This is a genomic window from Agrobacterium sp. DSM 25558, assembly GCF_900100825.1.
Lineage (GTDB): Bacteria > Pseudomonadota > Alphaproteobacteria > Rhizobiales > Rhizobiaceae > Agrobacterium.
Genome location: NZ_FMUD01000067.1, coordinates 1 through 7,182 on the forward strand (window position 1 = coordinate 1; position 7,182 = coordinate 7,182).

At 51.3% G+C, this 7,182-nt stretch carries 7 protein-coding genes and 2 pseudogenes; 5 read left to right on the forward strand and 4 right to left on the reverse strand.

Translation table 11 applies throughout. The features are described 5' to 3' along the window. A pseudogene (locus DSM25558_RS29160) lies at window positions 1-297 on the forward strand (hypothetical protein); the annotation flags it as partial. On the opposite strand, the gene thyX reads toward DSM25558_RS29160, so the two are convergent. Together thyX and DSM25558_RS29570 are read right to left on the reverse strand one after the other, a co-directional pair. After that, window positions 286-1,218, reverse strand: coding sequence for an FAD-dependent thymidylate synthase (gene thyX, locus DSM25558_RS27195; RefSeq protein ID WP_077107739.1), 933 nt, complete (start codon window positions 1,216-1,218; stop codon window positions 286-288). The pseudogene DSM25558_RS29160 and the gene thyX overlap by 12 nt on opposite strands. A 245-nt stretch (window positions 1,219-1,463) precedes the next feature. Next, window positions 1,464-1,712 (reverse strand): annotated as a pseudogene (locus tag DSM25558_RS29570) (hypothetical protein); the annotation flags it as partial. Window positions 1,713-1,897: 185 nt separating this feature from the next. On the opposite strand from DSM25558_RS29570, the gene DSM25558_RS29575 reads away from it, so the two are divergent. Further along, window positions 1,898-2,290: a DUF4158 domain-containing protein gene (locus tag DSM25558_RS29575; RefSeq protein ID WP_244554334.1), complete on the forward strand. Its 393-nt coding sequence runs from the start codon at window positions 1,898-1,900 to the stop codon at window positions 2,288-2,290. On the opposite strand, the gene DSM25558_RS27210 is transcribed toward DSM25558_RS29575, so the two are convergent. Then, entirely contained in the window at window positions 2,287-2,523 is a 237-nt protein-coding gene (locus DSM25558_RS27210; protein ID WP_083716683.1) for an SH3 domain-containing protein, read from the reverse strand. The genes DSM25558_RS29575 and DSM25558_RS27210 overlap by 4 nt on opposite strands. Before the next feature lie 267 nt (window positions 2,524-2,790). Between DSM25558_RS27210 and DSM25558_RS27215 the strand changes: the two genes are divergently transcribed. The 3 genes from DSM25558_RS27215 (at window position 2,791) to DSM25558_RS27225 (ending at window position 5,646) form a co-directional block, all read left to right on the forward strand. Beyond that, window positions 2,791-3,420 carry a hypothetical protein gene (locus tag DSM25558_RS27215; protein WP_244554336.1) on the forward strand — a complete coding sequence of 210 codons (630 nt, stop codon included), beginning with the start codon at window positions 2,791-2,793 and terminating at the stop codon, window positions 3,418-3,420. 133 nt (window positions 3,421-3,553) lie between these two features. Then, window positions 3,554-4,546: a DUF2235 domain-containing protein gene (locus DSM25558_RS27220; RefSeq protein WP_244554337.1), complete on the forward strand. Its 993-nt coding sequence runs from the start codon at window positions 3,554-3,556 to the stop codon at window positions 4,544-4,546. Between the two features lie 452 nt (window positions 4,547-4,998). Next, window positions 4,999-5,646, forward strand: coding sequence for a hypothetical protein (locus DSM25558_RS27225; protein WP_143240272.1), 648 nt, complete (start codon window positions 4,999-5,001; stop codon window positions 5,644-5,646). Between the two features lie 882 nt (window positions 5,647-6,528). On the opposite strand, the gene DSM25558_RS27235 is transcribed toward DSM25558_RS27225, so the two are convergent. Further along, window positions 6,529-6,996 (reverse strand): hypothetical protein, encoded by a 468-nt coding sequence (locus tag DSM25558_RS27235; protein WP_077107741.1) that lies wholly within the window; start codon window positions 6,994-6,996, stop codon window positions 6,529-6,531. Between the last annotated feature and the right edge of the window lie 186 nt (window positions 6,997-7,182).

Consider the following 7,182-nt stretch of genomic DNA (forward strand, 5'->3'; position numbering starts at 1 on the left):
ATCGAGTCCACATTCGAGTTTTCTGCACGCGACCCACTTTTGGTCGCGGCCGAATTGGAGAGCGCGATACCCAAGTTAGAGGCGTCGAACGTTGTATTGGCTCCACTTCACACCAAGCTTTCGACGATCGGCGTCGGGCTTTATGCTCAACGTGTAACGGACACTCAGGTATGCTATGCCGAGGTGGGCGCGTATAACGAAGAGGCTTATTCCACCATTGGAAGCTCGGCTTACGTTCTCAATCTCACCGAGTTGTTTCGCCACAGACCTGCCATAAAAGCAGCTTTACAAGTCTAGCGCAGATTGCAACTCCTGCCATTCGCGCGCACTCATCCCAGAAGTTTCTTGCGTGACGGCCTCTCCGGCGATCATACGCCGGACAGCCTTCACTGCGCTTCCCGACAACTGTACAGCTTCCATTCGGTGCTCAAGGAATGCCGCATGTGCTAGTGGCACCCATGCCGCCATTATGTTGAGCATGATATCGGCATAGGCCCGGATCTCATACTGAGCATGCTTATCGGCTCGCAATCGAAGGAAGTTCATTAGGTTGTGCAGGTTGGTCTTCCAATACCACTGCGTATAGAAGTTCAGCGAGAGGTTCATTCGAGCTAATTCTCGAGCCAGTCCGACGCGGTCTTCACGATGGTCCGGGTTCGCAGGGTCGTTCAACATGGTTGAGTAGCCCGAATACGCGCTTTCCGCGTCTCTTCGGAGGAGGGCAAGAATCTCCGCCGCTTCGTCGCCTTCCAATACGGAACCTCTGCCCTGTTTGTTTGAGATCGACTGGGCAGCTAGATGTTGAGGCTTGGGAATATAAAATTCATTGTCGAGAACCGAATAACGTGCGGAGTACTCGTTGACACTGGCAGTACGGTGGCGAATCCATTGACGCGCCACAAAAATAGGGAGCTTCACATGGAATTTTATCTCCGCCATTTCAAACGGCGTCGTATGGTGGTGGCGGAGCAAGTAGTTGATGAGCCCGCTGTCTTCCTGGACGCGTTTCGTCCCCCTACCATAGGACACGCGCGCTGCCTGGACGATGGCGTTGTCGTCACCCATGTAGTCGACGACTCTAACAATGCCATGATCAAGAACAGGGAATGGCGTATGCAGAATCTCCTCTAGTCCGGATGAAACCGGCCGTAGAGTGCTCGAGGAATTCAGTCTCAAGGCGGCAATTTCAGCATTTTGGTCTTTCGTCAAACTGCTCAATCTACTCTCCAGATGTCGGTTGCGGAAATAGGAACCGGATATAGCGAATGCAGGATGAACATCCAACAAGAAGTGATAGGCTATGAGAGCCAAAAACGCACTTGTTGCTGACGCTTAAGCCTGAGAACTGGTTCACGAAGCTGTTCGTAGACGTCTGACATTGACCTTTAGATCTGAAAGTACGGTATGGAGACCCAGTTAAGCGCACCTGCTACCACGGAAATCCCTTATGGCAGGAACTTCATTCATCTTGCCGACTCCTCGCTGGGAAGATGTTGGAACGGACCTTGGCTGGTCAAGGTCTCGCCTTCTTTTGTTGCGATCGATGATCCATAAGGCCCATGCGACCAAATCATCAGCGCGTCAGGTGGCAGTGGTCGCGCAAGGTCCTTCGCCTCATCACACGGTGCGTTCATCCAGATGTCGGTTTCCTCATGTGTCAGCAAGAGCACCGGCATCGCTTTTTCATGGATGAGTTTAACCACCTGGTCGGGTCGGGGTCAGAACAAGAGCAGTCCGAAATCGTACGCTAAGGCCGAACGAAGCATGAACAATGCCATAGCTCGGATTTGGGGCGTTCGATCTCTGTGGATTGCCATCGACATGCGCAAGTTTTGATTTCTCTGGTCCGCCCGACTCTACAACGCTCGTGCAGATTGGTGATGAATGGAGTCAGGCAATGGCAAAGCGAAAGCTTCTCAAAGATCAAGATCGACGGAAGCTTGTCGACATACCACTCGACGAGGACAGCCTGATCCGACACTATTCGTTGTCATTGGCGGATCGCCTCGAGATCGATCTGCGGAGACGTAATCACAACCGGCTCGGCTTTGCCATTCAGCTATGTCTGATGCGATACCCGGGTCTAGTGCTGCTGGCCGAAGAAACTCCGCCTCGCGCCATGCTGAGATTTGTTGCTGATCAAATCGGCGGCTGGAATTTCCTGTCCTTCAGGATCGGCAATCAGCACGCTATCGGTTTCATCAGAGACGTTTTTCGCCACATGGAAGTGCGTGTATGTACGACCCGATCTTCGATGAAAATCACGCAATTTTCGCTTCGGTTTGCCTAATCCTCTGTTAGAAACCTGGCATTCACCCATCCGTTTTGGCCCGTTTCCTCCACCAGAACTTGGACCCAACCAGCCTGTTCGTCGACTATGGTCACAACGAGACCTGTGGGCAGCACCTCGATCAAAGGCGAGTTTGGATCCGGTCGCCTTCGCATATTAAGGTTGGTCGTGGTTCGCCATATCTTCGCGCTTGTTTGGGAATCCGACGGAGCGCGCAGTTGCATTGATAGCATTTCGTGCCGGCCCCCGCCCGCGTTTCATTAGAACCGCCTCACATTATCAGGTTCAGCAAACTACGAAACCACTAATTGAACGCTGTGGAAAGGTTTTCGCGAAAAGCGCGATTTTTTGTGCTCTCATCCAAAACGGCCGCCGTGTCTGGCTGAATGCTACTCCCCCTAACTGGTGCATGGTCATAAAAGTCTATTCTAATCTATTCTTACTCGACTCCAGATTGTTGCCGTGCTTATTGCCTTTCGGGGATTTTTATCGGGGGCATCATGAACATCAAATTCGCTGCAGCGCTATTTTCTTGCGCAGTGCTAACGGCCTGCCAATACAAGGCCGAGCCGCTCACAGTCGCAACTTACAATGTCTATTCGTCTTATGAAGGCAAGCTTCCCGGCAAGTACTTGCTCTTCGTAGATGGGTCGAAGCTGGATAAGCCAATCAAGCCATCGGACATGAACTGCGCAGCGCACACATTCCCGCTCAATCTCTCATCCAGCTTTTCTGGCTCGGTAAGGCAGACCTTTGCAAACCTGGTGACCGACTTGGAGCCTGTTCAAGCGCCTGTCGGCCGCGATGAGCTCAAGGCGCGTGGTGCCCGTGGCATGATTATCGTTAAGGGCGAAGACGTGAACGCTCGACTGCGCGTTGTGCCAGGCTTCTGGGTTGCCGGCATGGAAACGGAAGTTGAGGTCGCGGCATCCATTACTGTTGACGGGCAATCGGGGCGCCTGCTTGGCACTACAGTCTCCGGTGACGGCAACGCGCAAGGCGATGCCGGCTTTGCTTGTGAAGGTGGTGCAAAATCGCTCACTCAATCTGCTGAGCAAGCGATGAAGGAAACGTTAGGCCGCTTGGGCGAGGCACTGACCAATTCAGATCGCGTTCGCAACGGCAAATAAAAGGTTAGTCGAAAGTGTGGAAACGCACTCAAACTGCTTACAAAAAAGTGTTCGAAGCTGCTCTGGCCGCACAGCTTTTGTAATAAATAACTGGGCGTACACCAACAAGAGACGGGTCCGCGTTTGACCAGTAGTGAAGCAAGCGACCCCCGAATTTGACGTGCGTATTTTTGGAAAGGTGGAGGTAGTGGAAATATCGGGTCTGCCCTTAGCATCGAGTAAGAAGCTTGCCTTATTCCTCGACGGAACGTGGAATGCAGTTGGCACAAATACAAATGTGTGGCGCCTCCGCTCCCTTTGCGCAGACAAGGACACCGAAGGTCGTCAGCAGCTTCGATATTACGACACTGGAGTTAACGGCGTCATCGGCGGCGGCTGGGGGAAAGGCCTAACCGAGAAAGTGCAGGAGGCCTACAATTGGCTTGTCGAGAATTACGAGGACGGTGACCAAATCTTTATCTTCGGGTTCAGTCGAGGAGCCCACACGGCGCGCAGCCTTGCCGGATTTATCTCTATTTGCGGGCTTCTAAAACCAGGTGGAGCGCTGGGGGTTGACCAGCTGTATGAGCGGTACCGTAACGACGATGACCGCACAATTTACAAACTTCCTACCTTTGACGCCCAGACCATGACGCTCGAAGAGCGCTGGATGTTAAAATACTCGCGACCGGTAGCGATTGAAATGGTCGGAGTCTGGGATACGGTTGGGGCGCTCGGCGTCCCAGCTTTCAGTCTCGTCGGCATCAGCTCTTCAACGCTCAAGTTTCATCATACCGGTCTTCGGAAACCAGTCAGGCACGGGTTTCATGCACTCGCAATTGATGAGCACCGAGCTAAATTCGCGCCAACACCCTGGACAATCAGAACAAAGACGGGCGCTCCAGCAGCAGCTCCAATGAGGGCTGTAGAGAGCGTTGAACAACGCTGGTTCGTAGGCGCTCATGCGAACGTCGGCGGGGGTTGTTTCAATGACACGCTGGCGCAGATACCGCTCCGGTGGATGATGGAAAAAGCGGCAAATCTCGGACTAGCTTTTCGCAATGAGCTTGAAATGGATGGCAATGAACATCTCGGCGCGATCTCAGACTCTTACAAGGAGTTCCTCAGGGGGACATATTCTTGGTGAAAAAGCGAGACTACCGACCTATCGCACCAGAACCGTTCGGTGATTCGACTGGAACTCACACGAGGGTTAACGAGACAATCGATGGTTCCGTTTTTGCAAGATGGCGAGACGATAGCAAATACCGCCCACCAAATCTCGCAGATTGGGGAAAGCGAAAAGGGGTCAATCCTGCGGACATTCATAGTTCCATAGGGGCGAACTCGCCGGGTATCGCTGCGCAGTAATCGAAATAATTTGCGTTTTTGAATTCTCAACGATGAAAGAAGCGATTGCCTAGTTTCGATCATTGAAATGGTCGGAGCGTGAACACAGCGCTCCGATTTCCCTAAGTTGTGCAAGGACAACGAACGCTGAAGCACAAGTGCTCTACTATATGGTAGTGCACGGCTCGCTTTCCACGTTGACGAAGTGAAAAGTCATGTTTTCTCAAGCATAATCGGAGCCAACGTTTTTTGGATCAGTCGCCACCGTCGTCATTCGACATTGAGTACCATCTTCAAGAAATCGAGAAAATAACTGCTGTGCTGTCACGAATGCCCAGTGACCATCTCGGACCACAGGGTACAACAATTCCAGATATCGAATGGTATGCGCTTGGCGCAATCAAGAAGGCAGCTTCGCTCAGCCATGCGTTTTGTACTCTCGTGAGAGCGAAAAACACATTATCAGCTGCCGCTCTCGTCAGGTTGCAACTTGATACGGCCATGCGCATGTTCGGCCTTACTCTGGTCGAAGATGTAGAAGCTGCCGGCATTTGGTTGATGGATGACAATATTTATCGAAAGCTCAAGGCGCGCACGGGTGAACCTTTGAGCGATGCATTTCTCCATCGAAAATTGAATGAAAAGTACCCCGGCCTGTCAGAAGCATATGAGGCAGCTTCTGCTTACGTACATTTGTCGGGGCGGCACATAAAAACTGGACTTTGGTCTCGAGAAGGAACCAAAACCTTATTCTTCAACCTTCACGGCACGGATGATACGCGGCCTGATGAATGGTTTGCCGATATCATTGACGCTTTTGATCAAGCTACCAGGCTGACAGCTGACCTTACTTCTCAATTTCTGAACAAACGCTCCCGCGACCGGAGAAAGATCTGAAGTATCAGGATGCCTTAGATAAAATATTTCAGTGTTCGGTCAGTCTTGCAACCTCAGTCGACATCATCTGATGATTGTTGAGGTCAGTGCTACGTTATCTGCACAGCCACAGCCGCTGGTCAGTTTCGAAAAGGAACAGATACGACATTCGATCGCGGTTCGACGGTGATGAATTTTTGCCAATGTCAGCTTTTCTCGCGGTATTGTACTGGGTCAAAAAGCCACGAGGCGTTCCCTTACTGCCAATCGAAGATCAAGTATCTGATCGGACTATAAAATTATGGGTAAATATGGCCACTGAGACTAGGGTGGCGAGGGTTCGATTCCACTCAAGGCGAAGCATGGGCAACACACCGAGCCAGTTCTCATCTGGTGGCAAAGAGCGGCTTGGCGGATCTCCAAAGCAGGTCAAGCTGACATCCGCCCGCTGTTAATCATAGGCGCAATGGCACGAGTGAATTGGGCAAGCCGCAAACCGCCCAAGGCGTGTAGCTGGCTGTGGTTCGAGCGACATTCGTCATATAGTCCTGATTACCAGGCATAATCCCGTTGGCGCAATCAAGCCCGCTATCGTAAAGAGAGCCGGAAAACTCTAATCTCCAGCGGTCCAATCGAGGGGCTCACTGCATCAAAGCCGCCAGCCTCTCCACAGAACTGTAGGGAGATGGCTCTGAGGTGAAAAGATGTTACGTTATTTGGATGCGATCTAGAAATAAAAGGAAGAATTTTGCGGATAAACACTTAGGGATGTAGAAGTCTCCGAAAAGGGAGCAAAGCGATCACGCGAACTCCTCTAACTCGTATTCTTTCATGCTGGCGCTGACGAATACGTAAGCCGACCAGTCCTAGGGACACTGCGTTGCATTTCCTACCGGTCATCGCTTATCGCCGTAGTTCCCACCCAGCGATGGAGGAATTCAACCTGAAACCGGCTGAACTTTGAAGAGACGACATAACGCAGAGTTGTATATCCACATTGTTAACTTTCCGGGCCAGTGCCAAAAAGCTATCCTTTTCAGCTGCGGATAACAGCTTAGATCGCTCCAATATCCAAGGAACCAGCTCGCGCGATGCTTCTTCTGGCGTTTTTTCTTGCGCAATGAATAACATCGATCGAGCAATAGTGTCAGCTACGAGCGACCGGACGGGTTGAGTTACCGGATTAACCTGATCATTTGATGGCAAACAGCTCTGCCAAGTCTCTCCAACGTGCTTGCTGACTAAATCAGGATGCTTCTCCATCGTTGCTATATAGTAAGAGGAGAAGTTAGGCGCAGTCTCTTTGGATGTGTAAAACGCGCCCGCGCCGCCGACTACAGCCAACACGGCAAAAATTATTGCAAAACGCATCAGATATCCCCGGCCTGGTTCCTCTTGCAACCTAAGATAAACTCAACAAATTTTTATTAATAAAAAACTCCGATTTTGAGTATTCTCCTGCATTCGCATATCACGAAAATTTTATCTACCAGGAGCTGCAATCCTCGATTGACAGGGAACCCGAATGCCGCTTCTCATAACGTCACAACTTATGGC

What these genes read in the sequence shown, in the direction of transcription:
- DSM25558_RS29575 (WP_244554334.1), top strand. Translation starts at nt 1,898, where the DNA reads ATGGCAAAGCGAAAGCTTCTCAAAGATCAAGATCGACGGAAGCTTGTC.
- DSM25558_RS27210 (WP_083716683.1), bottom strand. Translation starts at nt 2,523, where the DNA reads ATGCTATCAATGCAACTGCGCGCTCCGTCGGATTCCCAAACAAGCGCG.
- DSM25558_RS27215 (WP_244554336.1), top strand. Translation starts at nt 2,791, where the DNA reads ATGAACATCAAATTCGCTGCAGCGCTATTTTCTTGCGCAGTGCTAACG.
- DSM25558_RS27235 (WP_077107741.1), bottom strand. Translation starts at nt 6,996, where the DNA reads ATGCGTTTTGCAATAATTTTTGCCGTGTTGGCTGTAGTCGGCGGCGCG.